The organism is Flavobacterium pasteuri (assembly GCF_048286615.1).
Taxonomy (GTDB): domain Bacteria; phylum Bacteroidota; class Bacteroidia; order Flavobacteriales; family Flavobacteriaceae; genus Flavobacterium.
Genome location: NZ_JBLVPN010000003.1, coordinates 286,903 through 305,360, shown reverse-complemented (window position 1 = coordinate 305,360; position 18,458 = coordinate 286,903). Strand labels below are relative to the sequence as shown.

Annotated in this window: 15 protein-coding genes and 1 other RNA gene; 10 read left to right on the top strand and 6 right to left on the bottom strand. The window is 33.4% G+C overall.

The genetic code is table 11. The features are described 5' to 3' along the window. Positions 1-163: 163 nt before the first annotated feature. A protein-coding gene (gene prfB, locus ACNQF6_RS06330; RefSeq protein WP_315208257.1) for a peptide chain release factor 2 occupies positions 164-1,259 on the top strand; the annotation gives its coding sequence in 2 pieces (ribosomal slippage) (positions 164-226 and positions 228-1,259; 1,095 coding nt in all). Positions 1,260-1,628: 369 nt separating this feature from the next. On the opposite strand, the gene ACNQF6_RS06325 is transcribed toward prfB, so the two are convergent. After that, positions 1,629-2,540: a phospholipase A gene (locus ACNQF6_RS06325; RefSeq protein ID WP_417964262.1), complete on the bottom strand. Its 912-nt coding sequence runs from the start codon at positions 2,538-2,540 to the stop codon at positions 1,629-1,631. A gap of 186 nt (positions 2,541-2,726) precedes the next feature. Here ACNQF6_RS06325 and lpxD point away from each other — a divergent pair, with 186 nt between their 5' ends. The 4 genes from lpxD to ACNQF6_RS06305 all read left to right on the top strand — a co-directional run bounded on the left by lpxD (position 2,727) and on the right by ACNQF6_RS06305 (position 6,937). Beyond that, positions 2,727-3,725 (top strand): UDP-3-O-(3-hydroxymyristoyl)glucosamine N-acyltransferase, encoded by a 999-nt coding sequence (gene lpxD / locus ACNQF6_RS06320; RefSeq protein WP_417964260.1) that lies wholly within the window; start codon positions 2,727-2,729, stop codon positions 3,723-3,725. A gap of 166 nt (positions 3,726-3,891) precedes the next feature. Then, on the top strand, positions 3,892-5,520 hold the full coding sequence (locus ACNQF6_RS06315; protein ID WP_417964258.1) for an acyl-CoA carboxylase subunit beta: 1,629 nt from the start codon (positions 3,892-3,894) through the stop codon (positions 5,518-5,520). A 443-nt stretch (positions 5,521-5,963) separates the two neighbouring features. Further along, positions 5,964-6,158 carry a hypothetical protein gene (locus ACNQF6_RS06310; RefSeq protein ID WP_417964256.1) on the top strand — a complete coding sequence of 65 codons (195 nt, stop codon included), beginning with the start codon at positions 5,964-5,966 and terminating at the stop codon, positions 6,156-6,158. 356 nt (positions 6,159-6,514) lie between these two features. Continuing rightward, entirely contained in the window at positions 6,515-6,937 is a 423-nt protein-coding gene (locus tag ACNQF6_RS06305) for a DoxX family protein (RefSeq protein WP_417964254.1), read from the top strand. 46 nt (positions 6,938-6,983) lie between these two features. Here the strand turns inward: ACNQF6_RS06305 and ACNQF6_RS06300 are convergent, their stop codons facing one another. After that, positions 6,984-8,033 (bottom strand): AMP-binding protein, encoded by a 1,050-nt coding sequence (locus tag ACNQF6_RS06300; protein ID WP_417964252.1) that lies wholly within the window; start codon positions 8,031-8,033, stop codon positions 6,984-6,986. Positions 8,034-8,071: 38 nt separating this feature from the next. Beyond that, a complete protein-coding gene (locus tag ACNQF6_RS06295) occupies positions 8,072-8,983 on the bottom strand; it encodes a CPBP family intramembrane glutamic endopeptidase (RefSeq protein WP_417964250.1) in 912 nt (303 codons plus the stop codon). A 108-nt stretch (positions 8,984-9,091) separates the two neighbouring features. On the opposite strand from ACNQF6_RS06295, the gene arsC reads away from it, so the two are divergent. Further along, positions 9,092-9,436, top strand: coding sequence for an arsenate reductase (glutaredoxin) (gene arsC, locus ACNQF6_RS06290; protein ID WP_417964248.1), 345 nt, complete (start codon positions 9,092-9,094; stop codon positions 9,434-9,436). 106 nt (positions 9,437-9,542) lie between these two features. Next, on the top strand, positions 9,543-11,996 hold the full coding sequence (locus tag ACNQF6_RS06285) for a TonB-dependent receptor (RefSeq protein WP_417964246.1): 2,454 nt from the start codon (positions 9,543-9,545) through the stop codon (positions 11,994-11,996). Positions 11,997-12,110: 114 nt separating this feature from the next. Here the strand turns inward: ACNQF6_RS06285 and ACNQF6_RS06280 are convergent, their stop codons facing one another. Further along, on the bottom strand, positions 12,111-12,275 hold the full coding sequence (locus ACNQF6_RS06280; RefSeq protein ID WP_099716357.1) for a hypothetical protein: 165 nt from the start codon (positions 12,273-12,275) through the stop codon (positions 12,111-12,113). 259 nt (positions 12,276-12,534) lie between these two features. On the opposite strand from ACNQF6_RS06280, the gene fumC reads away from it, so the two are divergent. Further along, entirely contained in the window at positions 12,535-13,932 is a 1,398-nt protein-coding gene (gene fumC / locus ACNQF6_RS06275) for a class II fumarate hydratase (RefSeq protein ID WP_315208276.1), read from the top strand. Between the two features lie 101 nt (positions 13,933-14,033). Here fumC and ACNQF6_RS06270 read toward each other — a convergent pair whose 3' ends face one another. Continuing rightward, positions 14,034-15,041 carry an LLM class flavin-dependent oxidoreductase gene (locus ACNQF6_RS06270; RefSeq protein ID WP_417964244.1) on the bottom strand — a complete coding sequence of 336 codons (1,008 nt, stop codon included), beginning with the start codon at positions 15,039-15,041 and terminating at the stop codon, positions 14,034-14,036. Between the two features lie 170 nt (positions 15,042-15,211). After that, positions 15,212-16,414 carry an NAD(P)-dependent oxidoreductase gene (locus tag ACNQF6_RS06265; RefSeq protein WP_417964242.1) on the bottom strand — a complete coding sequence of 401 codons (1,203 nt, stop codon included), beginning with the start codon at positions 16,412-16,414 and terminating at the stop codon, positions 15,212-15,214. Positions 16,415-16,681: 267 nt separating this feature from the next. Between ACNQF6_RS06265 and ACNQF6_RS06260 the strand changes: the two genes are divergently transcribed. Then, a complete protein-coding gene (locus ACNQF6_RS06260; RefSeq protein ID WP_417964240.1) occupies positions 16,682-17,881 on the top strand; it encodes a serine hydrolase domain-containing protein in 1,200 nt (399 codons plus the stop codon). A 112-nt stretch (positions 17,882-17,993) separates the two neighbouring features. Further along, positions 17,994-18,390, top strand: a transfer-messenger RNA (tmRNA) gene (gene ssrA, locus ACNQF6_RS06255). The last annotated feature ends 68 nt before the right edge of the window (positions 18,391-18,458 follow it).

Here is an 18,458-nt window from a genome sequence, read left to right as displayed (position 1 = left end):
GTCGCAACTTGTCCTTGCGTAAAATTTTTCTATTTTTGTGCTACAAATTTACACAATACCGTTTGTTAATTCCAACTAGTTCCATTAAAACTAAACTAATTGTAGTACACAACGGCATTTTTGATAAATATTGAAAATAGACTTATCAAATTAATATAATTTTATGACAACTACCGAACAAATTAAAGGTATTGTGGAGCGCCTTGGTGCGTTGAGGAGGTATCTTTGACGTTGATGCCAAGCTAATTGAGATTTCTAATGAAGAAGAGAAAACTTTTGCTCCCGACTTTTGGAACAATGCAAAAGAAGCGGAACTCATTGTAAAAAATCTTAGAAACAAGAAAAAATGGATTGAAGATTACAATAAAGCGGTCGAAATGACGGACGAATTGCAACTCGCCTATGATTTTTACAGAGAAGGAGAACTTACTGCCGAAGAATTAGACGAACAATATTCGATTACAGCCAATCATATTGAAGCGATTGAATTCAAGAACATGCTTTCAGACGAAGGTGATACTTTGAGTGCTGTGGTACAAATAACCGCTGGCGCCGGTGGAACCGAAAGTTGTGATTGGGCCGAAATGCTCATGCGCATGTACATGATGTGGGGCGAAAAATACGGCTACAAAATCAAAGAACTGAATTTCCAGAAAGGAGAAGCTGCAGGTATAAAAACCGTAACACTCGAATTTGAAGGCGATTATTCCTTTGGTTATTTAAAAGGCGAAAATGGCGTACATAGATTAGTTAGAATATCTCCCTTTGACAGTAATGCTAAGCGTCATACTTCGTTTGCATCCGTTTATGTGTATCCGCTTGTAGATGACAGTATCGAAATTGATATAAATCCTGCTGATATCGAGATTACGACTTCGCGATCTAGTGGTGCGGGAGGACAAAATGTAAATAAGGTAGAAACTAAAGTACAATTGTTTCACAAACCAACCGGAATTCAAATACAATGTTCTGAAACACGTTCGCAACAAGATAACAGACAGCGTGCCATGCAAATGTTACGCTCTCAATTGTACGAAATTGAGTTAAAAAAGAAGCAAGCACAACGCGCAGACATCGAAGCAGGGAAAATGAAAATAGAATGGGGTTCTCAAATCAGAAATTATGTGATGCAGCCCTATAAATTAGTCAAAGACGTTCGAACCGGTTATGAAACCAGTAATGTTGATGGTGTAATGAATGGAGAAATCGATGAATTTCTGAAAGCCTATCTAATGATGATGGGGCAAAAAGAAGAGTAACAATATTCTACTATTAAATTTAATCCTACAGTAGGCTAAAGCTATATTGTAGGATTTTTTATTACTTTTACCCACAAAATTATATAAAGATGAAAAATTCACTATCATTATTTGTCTTATTTTTTTATGTATAATTTTTTGCTAAGAAAAAGTATATTTTAATGAGTACTTTAAAGAATTACAATCTGCAGATAATGCGATTTATTATACTATTTGTGAAGAGAGTCCAGCAGGCACATTATGAACAACGTACTACCTCGATAAGGACTCTTGACAAAATAGATGGCAAAGAAACACGTGTAAAATTTGGTATACTAATTACCGTTCTGTAGATTTTTTACGATATTTTAAGAATTGCTCCTTTAAAATTTATAGCCATTCTATCAAAGATACTCCTACTCCAATTGTTGTTTGTAAATTATTATAATCAATTAGCGTTTCACCATATCCATGAGAGATCAACAAATATCCCTTAAGGTTATCTTTTATGGGATACGACCAGGAAAAGGATGAATTACCTCTTGTTTTTGAATTAAAATTTAGATTATGGCTACCAATAAAAGAAAATATATTACCATTTTGGGTATAAATCACATTCACATCTCCACGCCCTACATATTCTGAAATATCCGGATTATCATCTTTCTCTGCTGGAAGACGAAACCAAGGCCTCACATAAATTGTCCAATTTTTGCGTTCCAATCCTGCATGAAGAATAACTCTGTTCCAACTTCTGGAAAAGGGCTCGCTCTTCCCATTAGATTGGTGATTGAATGCCACTCCAATCATTCGGGCTTTAAAACCCAAAAAATTAAATTTAACAGGAACATTTAAAATTAGTTCCGGCTCGTAATTAACTTCTCTAAAAGGTCTTGAAAGATCATTATTGTATATTTGCCAATGTGATATTTGTGTGTAAGCAACCCATAAATCGCCATGCCCCCAAAAAATACCTTGTAAAATTTTAGTCTTAAAACTCAACTGAAATTTAGTCTCAATATTATCATAATCAACCCCGGGTGGAGCCACATAATCAGGATCCACATTTCCTGAAGAAGGTCTTTCATTCGGATTATTTGTCCATCTTAAGGGTAAAACATACATGGGTTTATAGGGAGTGACCAAAAATGTTCCTCTAACAGAAGTGGTATCTAATTCCCAACGTTCAGTCAAATCCCGAAGTTGTGTTTTACTGTTGAACAAAGCCTGAAGTTGAGCATTTACTGAACAAAAAGAAAAGAAGATTATAAGAATTGAAAATTTTAGTTGAAATAATTTCATCAGATACAAGCATATATTAACTAGCAAAATTAATTTTTTAATACTCCCTTTTGTTGTAAATTAATTTTTTTAAGTTATATAACTAACACTTTTTTATCTTGTTAAAGAAATTATTAAGATTAGGAATTTTAACACTAAATTCTTTTATTTGATAATTATTAAACAACCAAATCCAATATATACTTAATGAAATCCTATACAATTCAAGAAATAAATGAGATTCTAAAAGGAGAAATAGTCGGGAATACTTTTCAAAGTATTACTGCGCCTGAACAACTTGAAGCCGCTAATGAATCTGAAATTTCATTTATTGGAAACAAAAAATACGAAAAATTTTGGTCTGCTTCCAAAGCTTGTGTAGCGGTTGTCAACGAAGATATATCTATAGAACCCGGAGAAGACAGGGCTTTCATAAAAGTAAAAAATGCTGATTTAGCAATGTCTCAGGTATTGGAACTTTTTGCACCTCCAACTCCATTATTTACAATTGACATTCACCCAACAGCAGTAATTGATTCAACGGCTACTATTTGCAATGGTGTACGAATTGGTGCTGGTTGCTACATAGGACCTAAAGTTATAATTGGAGATAATACGACCATTTATCCAAATGTGACTATTCTTGATGAATGTACAATAGGAAAAAATACTGTAATTTGGTCAGGAACTGTTGTTAGAGAACGATGTCATATTGGGAATGATTGTATTATACATCCCAATGCTACAATAGGTGCAGATGGTTTTGGTTTTCGTCCTGATCCTCAAAGAGGTTTGGTGAAAATCCCACAAATTGGGAATGTAATTATTGGTAACAATGTCGAAATTGGCGCTAATTCCTGTGTTGATAGAGGGAAATTTAGTTCTACTGTTTTAGGTGACGGTTGTAAAATTGATAATTTAGTTCAAATAGGTCATAACAGTAAATTAGGTAAGTTCTGTATTATGGCTGGAAACAGTGGACTTGCAGGATCCGTAACTTTAGGGAACGGCGTAATTATAGGCGGAAGCGCTTCTATAAAAGACCACACCACTATTGGCGATGGTGCCATTGTTGGTGCAGGTTCGGGTGTTACGGGAGATATTCCGGCAGGAAAAACTATGTTAGGATATCCAGCTGTTGAAGCTCGAGACGCATTAAAACAATGGGCAATTTTGAAAAGACTTGTCAATGAGTCTAAAAAATAAACACTTACTTTTTTATTAAATTCATAAAAAAACAGAGATAAACTTCTGTTTTTTTGTTTTAATACTAAACATATATTCGATTTTCATCAAAATCCAATTAAAATAATAAAATTTATTTAGTTGGATTTTGTATTTTAGCACAAAAATTTTTTAACACTATTTCATCATGGATTTGAACTTCAACAAAAACGAAGACCACAATAAACTTTTACTTTCAGCATTACGACAAAAATTAAGCGTAGTCAAGTTAGGAGGTGGTGAAAAACGCATCCAAAAATTACATGGCGAAGGCAAAATGACGGCACGCGAACGAATCGATTATTTATTGGATCCAAAAGCAAAATGTATAGAAATTGGCGCATTTGTTGGTGAAGGAATGTATGCAGAACATGGTGGTTGTCCATCTGGTGGGGTTGTTGTGAAAATAGGATATATAAGAGGAAAACAATGTATTGTTGTGGCTAATGATGCTACCGTAAAAGCGGGTGCATGGTTTCCTATAACTGCAAAGAAAAATTTACGTGCTCAAGAAATTGCAATGGAAAATCGTCTTCCAATCATCTATTTAGTGGATAGTGCCGGAGTTTATTTGCCTTTACAAGATGAGATTTTCCCTGATAAAGAACATTTTGGTCGCATTTTTAGAAATAATGCCCAAATGAGCAGCATGGGAATCACTCAAATTGCTGCAGTAATGGGAAGTTGCGTTGCCGGTGGTGCCTATTTACCAATCATGAGCGATGAAGCCATGATTGTTGATAAAACGGGAAGTATTTTCTTAGCTGGAAGTTATTTAGTCAAAGCTGCCATTGGCGAAAGCATCGATAATGAAACATTAGGCGGAGCTACAACACATTGTGAAATTTCTGGCGTTACGGATTACAAGGCAAAAGATGACAAAGATGCATTAGACAAAATAAAAAATATAGTCGACAAAATAGGTGATTTTGACAAAGCCGGTTACAACAGAATAAAATCCGAAAAACCAGCATTGGACGAAAAAGAAATTTATGGCGTTTTACCAAAAGCCAGAAATGAACAGTACGACATGATGGAAATCATCAATCGTCTGGTTGATAATTCTGAATTTGAAGCCTATAAAGATGGTTATGGACAAACCATTATTACCGGTTATGCCAGAATTGATGGTTGGGCAGTGGGAATTGTTGCTAACCAACGAAAAGTGGTGAAAACCAAAAATGGCGAGATGCAGTTTGGAGGCGTAATCTACTCCGATAGTGCGGATAAAGCGACCCGTTTTATCGCTAATTGCAACCAAAAGAAAATTCCTTTAGTATTTGTACAAGATGTTACCGGTTTTATGGTAGGGTCCAAATCTGAACATGGCGGAATTATAAAAGACGGTGCCAAAATGGTAAATGCAGTATCCAATTCAGTTGTGCCAAAATTCACAGTTATCGTAGGAAATTCTTATGGAGCCGGAAATTATGCCATGTGTGGAAAAGCATATGATCCTAGATTAATTTTTGCTTGGCCAAGTGCCGAATTAGCTGTTATGGGCGGAACACAAGCCGCAAAAGTATTGGCACAAATTGAAGCTTCTTCGCTTAAAGCAAAAGGAGAAATAGTTGATGAAGCCAAAGAGAAAGCTCTTTTTGATAAAATCAAAGCCAGGTATGACGAACAAGTTTCGCCTTATTATGCAGCTTCACGATTATGGACTGATGCGATAATTGACCCTTTAGACACCAGATCCTGGATTTCTATGGGTATTGAAGCAGCAAACCACTCTCCTATTGAGAAAAAATTTAATTTGGGCGTAATTCAAGTCTAACTGCTCATTTATAAATACTTAATCCTATATTTCGTATGTTAATAATGCTTTTAGGAACTATATTAATAGTTCCTAAAAGCATTTTTAGCGCCCTAAAAAGTCTTACCCTAATTCCTTTTAATTATCTAAAATTAAAAGAAAATGAAAAAGATTTTGGTTTTACTAATAACACAATTATTGTTAGTGGGGCAGTTTGTAGATGCACAAACTAAAACGGAAAATACTATTTTGTCGAAGGATAAGAGACCTTTGATTTAGAAACGGGTACAAACGTATCGCTGCCTGTACACATATAAAGATATCGAAGTCATTGACTTGCAGTAGATATAAATATAAGAGCTGGAAAAATAATTACTAAAAAATTAAGGCACGGATTTCGATTCGATTATGATTATAGGCTCATAAAAAACGATACCCAAACACTTATTACCCCTCAAAGCACAATGGCAGAAAGAGCTTTATACAGTAATTTTAGTTTATTCAGTCTTAAACCAATTGTTCAGTTTAATTTAATTTCAAAATACTTTTTTGGATTATTAGAATTTGCACTTTCTTATGAGGATGGTGAAATTGGATTGGGTTTTGTTTCTAAGTATGCGAGTGAACAACTATTTGGATTATGTCCCTGTGTACTTTAGCAAGTCATTTATCACTAGTCCCAAAAAAACCAAAGTAAACTTATCTATGGATTTGACTTACTTTTTGGCTCATGGTGATGCTCAAAACAGACTTGATTTAAGAATAAATTATCAATTTATAAACTAAATACGGCATTTCAAATTATTAGAAATTATTCAATATTTTTTAAAATTTAACTTTTTTACGTAGGCTGTAGTTATAAATTAAGACGGTATTTATAGTATTTTATTTGCAAAAGTTAACTGGCAAAGCTTTTTAACAAAGAATACATTCAAAGTTTAGTTTTCCTTAATAACAACATATTATTTTATTAAAAATCAGTAACTTAGTGTTAAATATTTAAAACTATAGTATTATGAACCGCGTAAAAAATTTAAATAAATGGGCGAATACGCACACTTATTTACCCGTGGATTTGGTACGAATAGCACTTGGTGTATTTTTGTTTATGAAAGGAATCTCTTTTATAACGAACATCCAATATTTAAATGATCTAATATCGCCAATTGACAGAATTGGTGGTGGAATGTTCCTCGTTCATTATATTGCTCCGGCACATATTATAGGTGGTATAATGATTGCTTTTGGTTTAATGACAAGATGGGCAATAATAGCACAACTTCCTATATTAATAGGTGCTATCGTAGTAAATTTTATGGGAGAAATGCAATCCCAAAATTTACTTTTGGCATTACTGATATTAGGAATTTATATCTTTTTCTTATTCTACGGAAGTGGGAAAAATTCAGCTGATTATTATTTTAAAATGCAGCAATAATTAAATAAAAAAGCTCCCAAAATTCACGGAAGCTTTTTTTAGCATTTTAAATACTTTCTATAATTTCTTTACGTTTTATCTTCCCGTTTTCGGTTTCAGAAAATTTAGAAACATAAAAAACTTCTTTTGGTTTTTCATATTTATCTAAACCATCAAAAATAGTGTGATCCAATATTTGTTGTTCCCCTTCAATAACAATAACCAATTTTTCACCCAAAACAGCATCTTGTTTTCCAGCTACAAAAAATCTTGAGTTAATTTTATCGGATAACTTATCTTCTATTTTTTCAGGAATTAATTTGATTCCACCACTGTTTATTACATTATCAATACGTCCTAAAAAAATAAATTGATTTTCACCTACAAGTTCCACTAAATCATTTGTAACAATCGAATCATCAGAAATTTTTAAAGCATCAATCACCAGACAATTTCTTTCATCTTGGCTAATTTTAATATTTGGTAAAATTGAAAAAACGTCCTCTCCTATTTTTTTGGCTGCAATGTGAGTAATCGTTTCCGTCATACCGTAGGTTTCATACACTTCTGTTTTCAATTTAGAAAGTTCTTTTTCAAGGGTATTGTTCATTTTTGCGCCACCTACAATCATCTTTTTTACATACTTTAATTCTGATAAAGAGTTTTGAGCTTGTAAAGGAACCATCGCTACGAAATCATATTTAATATCGTTTTGCAACATAGGATGAGAACTTGGCGCAACAAAATCAACATCAAGCCCCAGAATAAAACCTCTCACAAACATCATTTTTCCTGCGATATACTTAGTAGGTAAGCAATGCAATGCTTTATCTCCAGGTTTTAAATCGAAAAAATCACCCGTAGCAATTGCTGAATTAACCATCGCTTGTTTATCAACACGAATCAATTTTGGAGTTCCAGTAGTTCCAGAAGTATTCATTTCTACATACGATTTATTATCAAACCAATCGAGTATAAAGTCTCCCACTGATTTTTCGAATTCGTCTCCTTCTTTTATAAAACTGTACGCTACTCTGCACAAATCATTTCGATTCAGATGAAACCCATTTAATTTAAAGAGGTTATGGACATTATGATATGTTATTGTATCGATCATGATAGGTTTATTTTTAAATTATTGAACAATTTTATTATTTAAATATTTCCAGTTAATTTTTCTTTCCAATTGGTCCAATTGTATTTTTTACTAAAGATAAATAAAAGTATTGGGTAAATAAGAACTACCGGCAGTATAACATCTAATCCAGCTGAGGGATCCGAAATATCTTTAAAAATAGAATTGGTTTGAAATGCAGACCAATCTGATGTAACGAGTAAAGCACCAACTAAATTATTCGCAGCATGGAATCCTAAAGCCAGCTCCATTCCTTCATCCATCAATGTAACAATTCCCAGTAAAAGCCCCGTTCCTATATAATATACAAGTACTATATACCCTATTTTAGCCACTTCAGGATTAAAAATATGCATTCCTCCAAAGATAACCGAAGTCATCAATAACGGAAACCATTTATTCTGGGCAAGATTAGCAAATCCTTGCATTAAGTATCCTCTAAAAATATATTCTTCTGAACTGGTTTGAATTGGAATTAGAAGCACTCCTATTACCACTAATATTGCAAATGGAATTGGTTTAAAATTGACAACAAAATCATCGGGATTAGAAAAATAAAAAAGTAACGTGGATACAATTGTAAAAACCGACCAAATCATAAAAGAAAATCCAACTCTTTTCCAATCTATTTTAGCTCTTGATGTTGTTACTGAAAGCAACGTTTGTCCGTGTAAACTACGGACGACTAACACTATCCCAAGCATAATAAAAACAAATGAAATCAGTATTAAAAACAAAGTCAGATTTGAATCAAAAAAACGCATTACCGCTTCATTACTTGTTGGATAAGGCTTTCCATTATACATTGTTTCATATAAAACGCCTATCAAAAGCGGCAACTGCCCCACAAATGAAGCGCAAATTATTATGAAAGAACCTAAAATATATTTCCAAAACTTATTATCTGATTTTATTCCTTGTTCTATAAACATCTATTTTTCGTTTTATTTTTATACTTAATTAGTTGAGCAAATAGTACTTTTGTTACATCAATACTAATTCTCGAGATATCTATTTACAATAATCCAATATTAATCCATATGATACAAATATACCATAATTCACGCTGTGGAAAATCCAGAAACTGTCTCGCATTTGTGGAAAACTCAAAAAAAGAGTTTGAAGTCATCAATTATCTGACTACCCCTCCTTCATTTGAAGAACTGTCTGCTATTATCGAAAAATTAAACATGAAACCAATTGAATTAGTTCGTCAAAAAGAAAAAATTTGGGTAGAAAATTTTAAAAACAAAAAATTGAATGACGAACAAATTATTGAAGCCATGATTTCTAATCCAATTCTAATTGAAAGACCTATTGTAATCAATGGAAAATCAGCAATAATAGGGCGTGATTTAGAAAAAGTGGAATCATTTATTTTATAAAATGCGGGTTAGTTTAATTAACATTTTTTTGTGATTTTTAGTATTAAACCAAATCCTACTTTTACAATCTAAAACTCATAACCAAAGTTTTTAAAAAATGAAAAAAATGAAATCCGTTTTAATTCTTGTTCTCTTTTTTACGACCCTGTTTAGTTTTGCTCAAGCACCGCAAGGTCCTGCAATTCCAAAAATTAAAATAACAGGTAAGGTAATTGAGAAAATAAGCAAACAACCACTTGAATACGCAACAATTACTTTTTTAATTCCAAACAATCCAAAACCAGTTGCTGGTGGAATTACAAATCTAAATGGGGAATTTGATATTGAGATTAAACCGGGTGTTTATGATATAAAAATTGAGTTTATATCTTTTAAAGTAAACGAAATTAAACAAAAGAACCTTCAAAAAAGTACTAGTTTAGGTCTAATTAGTTTAGATGAGGATGCGAATCAATTGAATGAAGTTGTTATACGTTCTGAGAAAACAACTGTTGAAATCAAATTAGATAAAAAAGTTTATAACGTAGGGAATGACCTTATGGTAAAAGGAGGAACTGTAAGTGATGTTTTAGACAACATCCCTTCTGTTGCTGTGGATGTCGAAGGAAATGTAAGCCTGCGTGGAAATGAAAATGTCAGAGTTCTTATTGATGGCAAGCCTTCAAATGCTATTAATATTGCTGAAGCCTTGCGATTAATTCCAGCTGATGCAATTGACAAAGTAGAAGTTATTACCAATCCATCTGCACGATATGATGCCGAAGGTGGCGGTGGTTTATTAAATATTATCTTGAAAAAAGGTAAAAATCAAGGTTTAAATGGAACTTTTATAGCTTCAACAGGATATCCTGAAGCATACGGTTTAAGCGGTACCTTAAACTATAAATCTAAGAACTTTAATCTTTTTACTACTCAAGGATACAATGATCGCAGCAATCCTGGAAATGCATTTACAGATTCAAGATATTTAAACGCTGACAATTCAACTCGAAATTATGTAAATGAAACTAGAGATAACGAAAGAGATAATAAAGGGTATAATGGAAACTTTGGAATGGAATGGTATCTAAGCGAAAGCATTTCCTGGACCAATACCTTCAACTACCGAAAAAGTAATGGTAACAACGTTGACAACGTTTTCCAAAATAATTATGATTCAGGATTTAATTATGACTACACCCGTAATCGCATCAATTTAGAAAATAGCGACAGTGAAAACGTAGAATTTGCCACAAACTTCACTAAGAGATTTAAAAAAGACGGTCATAAATTAACATTTGACGGTTCCTTCTCAACTAATGATGACATCAACGATGCATTAATTACAGATACAGCCACAAATACAAGTGTGGTAAAATTTGACAATACCATCAACAATCAAACTCAAAGCAGAAGTTTACTTCAAATGGACTATGTTTTACCTCTTGGAAAAGGAAGTCAATTTGAGGCAGGTTACCGTGGTGATTTCTCAGAATTACTCACCGATTATAGAGTTGAAAATGATGGAGTAATCAATGAAAACTTCACCAATACATTAGAATACAAGGAGAAAGTAAATGCGCTTTACACTCAATATGGTGTAAAAATCAATAAATTTTCAGCTCTATTTGGTTTACGTTTTGAGGATTCTAATATTGAAATCAATCAATTAGCAACTAATGATTTCAACACTAAAAAATACAATAACTTTTTCCCAAGTGCTTTCTTCACTTATGAAATATCAGATAAAAGTAGTGCTTCTTTAAGCTATAGCCGAAGAATTCAAAGACCAAGAGGAAGAATGTTGAACCCATTCAGCAACTTGTCGAGTAACATCAACATTTTTGTTGGAAATCCAGATTTAGATCCAGCATTTTCAGATGCTATTGATTTTGGTTACATCAAAAGATGGGACAAATTAACCTTCAATACTTCCCTGTATGTAAATAAAACTACTGATGTTTTTCAATTTGCAAGAAGAGAATCAGGTGATTTTATTAACGGAACACCTATCTTAATCAGTTCTCCAATCAACTTGGCAACTGAATATAGAACAGGATTTGAATTTACATTAAACTATTCTCCATATAAATGGTGGAAATTAAACAGTAATTTCAATTTCTTCAGAAACGAAACGCAGGGAGATTTTACCTATACAGATTTTAACAATACTGAAATTGTACAAAATTTTGATAACGTAGCAACTTCATGGTCTACAAGACTAACATCTAAAATCACATTACCATACAAAATCGACTGGCAGACTAATGCAACCTATAATGGTCCACAAAATAATGCACAAGGAAGAAGCTTAGGAATTTTTGCAGCAAACATAGCATTCAGTAAAGACGTCTTAAAAGACAAAGGAACGCTATCATTCAACGTAAGTGATGTATTAAATTCCAGAAAAAGAATCATGGAAAGTAATCTTCCTGGAATAGTAAGTTCTTACAGCGAAATGCAATGGAGAGAAAGACAGTTCAGCTTATCGTTCACATATCGTTTTAACAAACAGAAAAACGAAAGAGAACAACAACCTAAGCGAAATCAAGGTGAAAATGAAGGAGATTTTCAAGGATAAAAAATTAAGGACTTGTGTAAATGGGTCCTTTTCCTTTAGTAAAATAGGAGATTGTTTTAATCCATAAAAAAAAGGGCCCATGAAAATGAGTCCTTTTTTTATTTAACAAACAGATTAAACTGATTGTTCTTTCTTCGCTTTTCTTTCTTTATATCTTTCCCATAAAGCTCCACCAATCCAATATTGAACGAAACCTACAAGAAAAAACATCAACCAAAATCCTATAGTAAGAATGGTTAAGAAAAGTAAAAAGCCTAAGTACTGTGAAAATTCAAACATGTTTTCCGGAATTTTTGAATGTAGCCACAAATGTAAGTTTAATTCCTTTTCGTACCAATAAAAAAACATAAAAACTACCAATCAATTTTTATAAAAAAGGAATTATCCGTATTTTTGAGCTCAGAATTTGGAGCTGTTTCCCGCTGTACACTCTAATCTTTTCTTTTTGACAGAAAAAAGAAAAGGATTTCTCCCGAAGCTTCGGGATCATCGGGGCTAAAACGTAGTAAACGACATAATTATTTTTAAATAACAAGAAATGAAATTCAGAATAGAAAAAGACACCATGGGTGAAGTGCAAGTTCCAGCTGATAAATATTGGGGCGCACAAACAGAACGTTCAAGAAACAACTTCAAAATAGGTCCATCGGCTTCCATGCCAAAAGAAATTATTGAAGGTTTTGCTTATCTTAAGAAAGCAGCGGCTTATGCTAATTGTGATTTAGGTGTTTTACCAGTCGAAAAACGCGATGCTATTGGTGCTGTTTGTGACGAAATTTTAGCCGGAAAATTAGATAACGAATTCCCATTAGTGATTTGGCAAACGGGTTCAGGTACACAAAGTAACATGAACGTAAATGAAGTTGTTGCTAATCGTGCGCAAGTTCTTAAGGGATTCAACATTGGCGAAGGCGAACAATTCATTAAAGCCAATGACGATGTGAATAAATCACAATCTTCAAATGACACTTTCCCTACCGGAATGCACATTGCAGCGTATAAAGCAGTTGTTGAAGTTACCATTCCCGGAGTTGAAAAACTAAGAGATACACTTCATGCAAAAGCAGTTGAATTCAACAATGTGGTAAAAATTGGTCGTACGCATTTAATGGATGCTACTCCACTAACATTAGGACAGGAAATTTCAGGATATGTAGCGCAGTTGAACTACGGTTTAAAAGCGGTTAAAAATACTTTGGCACACTTATCAGAAGTGGCTTTAGGAGGGACAGCTGTAGGAACTGGATTAAATACACCAGAAGGATATGACGTAAAAGTAGCGGAATACATCGCTGAATTTACAGGTCATCCATTTGTAACTGCCGAAAATAAATTTGAAGCCTTAGCAGCACACGATGCTATCGTAGAAACACACGGAGCTTTAAAACAACTAGCAGTTTCATTGAATAAAATTGCCAATGATGTACGTATGTTAGCTTCTGGACCACGTTCAGGAATTGGAGAAATCCTTATTCCAGAAAACGAGCCAGGTTCTTCTATCATGCCAGGAAAAGTAAACCCAACACAATGTGAAGCATTGACTATGGTTTGCGCACAAGTTATGGGGAATGATGTTGCAATATCTGTTGGAGGAATGCAAGGACATTATGAATTGAATGTTTTCAAACCATTGATGGCTGCAAACTTCTTGCAATCAGCACGATTATTAGGTGACGCTTGTATGTCATTTGACGAACATTGTGCACAAGGTATTGAACCTAACTATAAACGCATCAAGGAATTGGTTGACAATTCATTGATGTTAGTTACAGCTTTGAATACTAAAATAGGATATTACAAGTCAGCTGAAATTGCTCAAACTGCACATAAAAACGGAACAACATTAAAAGAAGAAGCAGTACGTTTAGGATACGTAACTCCAGAAGATTTTGATGCTTGGGTTAAACCCGAAGATATGGTGGGAAGCCTTAAATAATTAATTATCAATGATGAATTGTTAATTATTAATGAGTTCTAAATTAAAATCCCTGCAATTTACATTGCAGGGATTTTTTGTTTTTAAAAAGCTATCAAATGCTATTTCTTATTAATTGAATCCATTACTTCCTTCATGATTCGAATGCTTTTCAATTTATCTTCATGATTAAAAATTGGACTCGTAATCATCAATTCATCAATTTGCGTATATTCAATAAATTGCTTCAATTCGGTAACTAATTTTTCTTTGCTTCCTACAAATGAACAAGCAGTCATTTGGTTTACATGAAAATGTTCTTCTTCACGCATAATTCCATCGAGCGAATCAACTGGCGGTTGTAAAGGCTTTCTATCATTCCGAATCAAATTCAGAAACATTTGAGTCAAACTCGTGGATAATTTTTCCGCTTCTTCATCTGTATCTGCAGCTATTGCGTTTACACAAGCCATCGTTTTGGGTTGGTCTAAATACTCCGAAGGTTCAAAATTATCTCGGTAAAACTGAAATGCCTGATACATTTGTTTCGGCGCAAAATGTCCTGCAAAGGCATACGGCAATCCATTGGCAGCAGCTAAAGCAGCACTATCCATACTGGAACCTAAAATCCAAATGGGAACATTAGTTCCTTCGGCAGGAAAAGCGCGCACTTTTGCAGTAGCATTATCCTCCGAAAAAAATTCCTGTAGCGCGGCAACATTTTGAGGGAATAGTTGTGATTGTTCAAAGAAATCTTTTCGAATCGCTTGTGCGGTTAACCCATCTGTTCCTGGTGCTCTTCCTAATCCTAAATCAATTCTATTGGGATATAGTATTTCGAGTGTACCAAATTGTTCCGCAATAATTAACGGAGCATGATTCGGCAACATGATACCACCGGAACCCACACGGATATTTTGCGTTTGACTGGCAATATAACCTATCAGAACTACCGTGGCAGAACTCGCTACGTGTGCCATATTATGATGTTCGGCCAACCAAAAACGGCAGTACCCTAAACTGTCTGCCAGTTGCGCTAACGCTTTTGTTTTTTGTAATGTTTCGCTTGCATTGCTATTTTCGGTAATTATTGCTAATTCTAGTAGGGAAATTGGAATATTTTTAGTCATTATAAATTTCTAAATTTTGAACAAAATTAGGCAATTACACAAAGTCCTTAAATTCTGAGGTGTTAATTGATTTATAATATTTTAAAATGAAGCTAATTGTTAGCCAATAAATTTCCATAAAAAAACCTGCAACGTTATATTGCAGGTTTACTATTTATAAAGAAAAGGATTTATTTCCCATCAACGTAATCTTGTAAATAACTAAATCTTGGAGTCAGTTTTCCATTTTCAGTTATTTTGGCTCTTTGTAAAATTCCATCTTTATCGCCGTTGAAAAATGCAGGAATTACATGCTCCATGAACATTTCTCCAAATCCTTCACTAGCGTCTTTTGGCAACTCACAAGGTAAATTATCAACTGCCATCACCACAATTGCCGCAGGATGAAAAACATCAACTTCTTTATCTTCACTTGGCAAATACCCGTATAAAGGTTCTGCAATTGTTGATGATCTAAGCGTGCAGGCTATTGGACCATTGACATCACAGGAAACATCAGCAACAATCTTAATTTTACAATCTTTAGATTGAAGCATTTCTCGGGTCAAAATTACTGGAGCTTCATTGGCATGAAAATGTCCTGTAATGTAAATATCCGAAACTTTAGTAAATCGCTTAAAATCAGAAATATACTCTTGTGGTTTGTCGTAAAAATCCGTGAAATCCAATACTTGTCCATCTTTACGTTTGTTGTATTCTAAAACATCAATCTGAGTGTAAACGGGTTGTGTGTAGTTCTTTGTCAAATAATTTTCAACTGAAACTTCTTTTATTTTTATGGCATCCAAAATCTCTTTTGCGCCGTTACCCACTTTTCCTGTTCCAGTAATTACAAATTTCAATGGAGGCAAAACCAATCGTTTTAAATGCGTGATTAAGGCTTCTTTACCGGATAGTGTTTCTGCTTTTGGTAATTTAAATAATTCAAATTTTATTCCAAAAGCGCGAATGCTATTATAAGCACCCACAATTCCTGCATAACGTCCAAAACCAATTAACCTACGATTTTGAGAATCTACAATGGTTTCATGATCATATAAATCAATGTTTTTTTCTAAAACGGCTTGTAATAATTTTCTATTGTAAGGTTGTTTTTTTATGGTATGCGAAAAAAAGAAATAGGCTTTATTAGGAATTAAATTTTCTACCGGAACTTCTTTTACTCCAAATAAAACATCACAATCACTTATATCATTAGTCACTTCAATGCCTAAGTTTTTATATTGTTCATCTGTAAAAACCCTAATATCGGAACTTTCTACATTTACAGAAGCACCTTTATACAGCTGTTTCAATCTGGCCAATTCATCTGGTGAGAAAATAACTCTTCTGTCAGGCGGGTTTTTTCTTTCTTTTAAAATTCCGAATCTCATATTTTTTAATGCTTTTGGTTTATTTTATTATAACTTTATTATAACTTTATTTGGTTTATTTGGTTTATTTGTTACAAATATAACAATTTAAATTAAATTGAATTTATTTTTTATAGAAAATAAACCAGCAAGAAACTATTATTACCTGAACCCCATAATAATACAAAAATGGAGTTATCTTGTACTGATAAAATAGTGTTAAGGTTTCAAAAAAAACCTCATCAAAGCACATTGTTTCTATATATTTGCCCTTATAGCCCTACTGAAATGAATTTTATAAAAAAAACAAATATACTACATATATTCCTCCTCTTATTAGTTTTAAGTTCTTGCAATAAGGAGAAAAAGAAAATAGAATTAAATGATGCTCAGCTCCCAAAGAGTACATTACCTAAGATGAAGCCGTTAAGTGAACCGGAGACAAAACTAACTGCCGAATTCATTAATTCAAAAAAGATATCCATTGACTCTTTTTATAAAAAAAACTGGCCAAACAATAGTGCAAACGGAAGTTTTCTAGTTGCTAAAAATGGTCAAATTATTTATGAAAAATACGAAGGCTACTCTAATTTTAGAGACAAAACATTAATTACTAAAAATACGCCTTTACATATTGCTTCAGTAAGCAAGGTTATTACAGCAACCGCTATTTTAAAACTCGTAAATGCAAAAAGACTTGACTTAGATCAAAAGGTAAATACCATCTTGATAGAGTTTCCGTATCCTGATGTTACGATACAAACATTGCTGAATCACAGAAGTGGTATGCGTAATTATGCCTATTTTACGGATCGTGACAAAACCATCTGGGATAGACATAACATATTGACCAATCAAGATATCCTGACTATCATGGCCACAAAGGATATTGGTTTAGAATTCAAAACCGACACTCGTTTTAGTTATTGTAATACTAATTATGCCATGTTGGCATTAATTATTGAAAAAATTACAAAACTCCCTTACAAAGATGCCATGAAACAAATCATTTTTGAACCATTAGGCATGAAAAACACCTATGTTTTTGATTATGAAAGAGATAAAGACACTGCTGTTACTTCCTATAAAGGCAATAAAGTCGAAATTGGAAAGGATTATTTAGATGCTATTTATGGAGATAAAAACATCTACTCTACGCCTGGTGATTTATTAAAATTTGATAGAGCAAGAAATAGTTCCGCTTTCCTAACACCAAAGTTGCTAAATCTAGTATATAAAGGCTACAGCAACGAACGCAAAGGGACAAAAAACTACGGTCTTGGTATCAGAATGATCAACTGGGAAACGGGTCAAAACTTTTATTTTCATAATGGCTGGTGGCATGGCAATACCTCAACATACATTACTTTGAAAAAAGAAAGTGTTACCATAATTGCGTTATCCAATAAATTTACCCGAAAAACATACGATGTAAGGAAGTTAGCTGTTTTATTTGGTGATTATCCGTTCAAAATAAGTGATGAATAGTCTTTTAGGAATGATTTTTGAAATAGAGTTAGAAGTTTAGCAGTCGTAATTCAAGTTTAAAAGTGTACATTTGCAAACTCAAAATTCAAATTTTGGATTTTTAAATAAAAAAGGGGTCGACTGGTTTTGACAGCAAGTCGAATTGAGAAGTAAGCACGTCGAGAACTGGGACAATTCTCGTTAATAAAAGGTTTCAAAACACATACACGGCGAAGGAAACTACGCTCTTGCTGCATAATCTGAATCATAGTAAGATTAGCCTCGTCCCTATCAGATAGGGAAGCAGGATTTACCTCGAAAGCTTTGGTTTATAGCGGTCGATAAAGGTGAATCGTAAATTTAAACCTAGATTTCCATAAGCTTCGGGTGGATTTCGAAATTAAGAAGATAAGTATTGTGTGGCTGTTTCTGGCCTAGCACTCTATCGAAAACCCAATCAGGAAATAAGCGCGTAGAAAGCTTTTTAGTTGCTTGTTTGGACCCGGGTTCGATTCCCGGCGACTCCACAGAAAACCTTGTAATCAATTAAATTACAAGGTTTTTTATTTTTAGCTGCAATTTTGTTGATTATTTAAGT

Coding starts and splice junctions, on each gene's coding strand:
- ACNQF6_RS06305 (WP_417964254.1), top strand. CDS start 6,515: ATGAACCGCGTAAAAAATTTAAATAAATGGGCGAATACGCACACTTAT.
- ACNQF6_RS06270 (WP_417964244.1), bottom strand. CDS start 15,041: ATGACTAAAAATATTCCAATTTCCCTACTAGAATTAGCAATAATTACC.
- ACNQF6_RS06265 (WP_417964242.1), bottom strand. CDS start 16,414: ATGAGATTCGGAATTTTAAAAGAAAGAAAAAACCCGCCTGACAGAAGA.
- lpxD (WP_417964260.1), top strand. CDS start 2,727: ATGAAATCCTATACAATTCAAGAAATAAATGAGATTCTAAAAGGAGAA.
- ACNQF6_RS06295 (WP_417964250.1), bottom strand. CDS start 8,983: ATGTTTATAGAACAAGGAATAAAATCAGATAATAAGTTTTGGAAATAT.
- ACNQF6_RS06300 (WP_417964252.1), bottom strand. CDS start 8,033: ATGATCGATACAATAACATATCATAATGTCCATAACCTCTTTAAATTA.
- ACNQF6_RS06285 (WP_417964246.1), top strand. CDS start 9,543: ATGAAATCCGTTTTAATTCTTGTTCTCTTTTTTACGACCCTGTTTAGT.
- ACNQF6_RS06260 (WP_417964240.1), top strand. CDS start 16,682: ATGAATTTTATAAAAAAAACAAATATACTACATATATTCCTCCTCTTA.
- ACNQF6_RS06325 (WP_417964262.1), bottom strand. CDS start 2,540: ATGAAATTATTTCAACTAAAATTTTCAATTCTTATAATCTTCTTTTCT.
- ACNQF6_RS06280 (WP_099716357.1), bottom strand. CDS start 12,275: ATGTTTGAATTTTCACAGTACTTAGGCTTTTTACTTTTCTTAACCATT.
- fumC (WP_315208276.1), top strand. CDS start 12,535: ATGAAATTCAGAATAGAAAAAGACACCATGGGTGAAGTGCAAGTTCCA.
- ACNQF6_RS06315 (WP_417964258.1), top strand. CDS start 3,892: ATGGATTTGAACTTCAACAAAAACGAAGACCACAATAAACTTTTACTT.
- ACNQF6_RS06310 (WP_417964256.1), top strand. CDS start 5,964: ATGGCAGAAAGAGCTTTATACAGTAATTTTAGTTTATTCAGTCTTAAA.
- arsC (WP_417964248.1), top strand. CDS start 9,092: ATGATACAAATATACCATAATTCACGCTGTGGAAAATCCAGAAACTGT.